The 1,109-nt window shown below is 35.1% G+C and carries 1 protein-coding gene; it reads right to left on the minus strand.

All coding sequences use genetic code 11. The features are described from left to right. Positions 1-1,074: DUF1576 domain-containing protein (locus tag JF818_RS01150; protein WP_198890162.1), on the minus strand; the 1,074-nt coding region annotated here is incomplete at its 3' end. Positions 1,075-1,109 lie beyond the last annotated feature (35 nt).

A 1,109-nucleotide genomic window follows, 5' to 3' on the forward strand; every position in this document is an offset into this window, starting at 1 on the left:
GTGTAACAATCCTGCAAGAACACCTATTACTGGACCATATGCCCCAGCTATTGGTGCAATGGTTGTTGAGAATAATATTGATATTATAATACCCGTTGAGGATAAATCTAAACCTAATAGAACAGCACCTAACATAACACCAAACATAACCGGAATGGTATTTTTAGGATGCTTACCGAAGGCTGAAAAACCTGCCACAGTAAAAATAGCCGCTAATACTGGGCCATTCAATACACCACCTAAGGCAGAAACTAGCACCACAGAAGCCATGCCCATGATACCAATGTTAAAGAATGTAACACCATATCCCATCAAGTAAGTGAAATCTGTTACTGTACGTCCAGTATACTTGAATATCTTCGGGTATGATTTAATACTACTTTTGTTGATATAAAGTCCAATGCCTATAAAGCTTATGAAGATAACTGACAACAGTATCTTTATATGATGATCTTGCTCTAAGTACAAAATACTCACAGGTTCTATGTCTGCATGTAAAGTTCTTATAATACTTGTAAACACTGTACCGATTATACCGGCAGTAAATCCGATATTATAGAGATTATAACCGTCATGAAACTTTAGCATATGAGCTGATAAGGGTGCGATAACAAATCCTATTAATACTCCGACTCCAAATCCTACGAAAAGGTTATATGGCGAAGCGATGATTTCAGCAAACATCAATTCACTGATAATTGGTGATAAACCCGTTGAGAACATAATAACAACAATAACATCTCTCATATGGATTTTTTGGTTCTTAGCGTAGAGATAACCTCCAATGTAAAGCGGTAAAATATTGATAAGATTCTTACCAAAGAACGAAAAGCCTAGCATGGTCATAAATGCTGCTATCAGTAAACCATTGATTCTCATTTTAAATTTTTTAATAAGAATAATATTGATAATACCAATGATTCCTGCATTCAGAAAGGCTGCACCGATACCACCTAGTTCCATAAAATCTGTCACTAAAATTGTAGGTGATTTAGCAATCTTTACCAAACCAGTCAGCAAACTCTTATCATTAACAATAAGTGAGAATATCAGGAATAAGACAGGTACAATCATAAGAATATTGAGTATATGATGCTTATGTACTTCTC

Origin of the sequence: Sphaerochaeta sp. S2 (assembly GCF_016406725.1) — a bacterium.
Taxonomy (GTDB): Bacteria; Spirochaetota; Spirochaetia; order Sphaerochaetales; family Sphaerochaetaceae; genus Sphaerochaeta.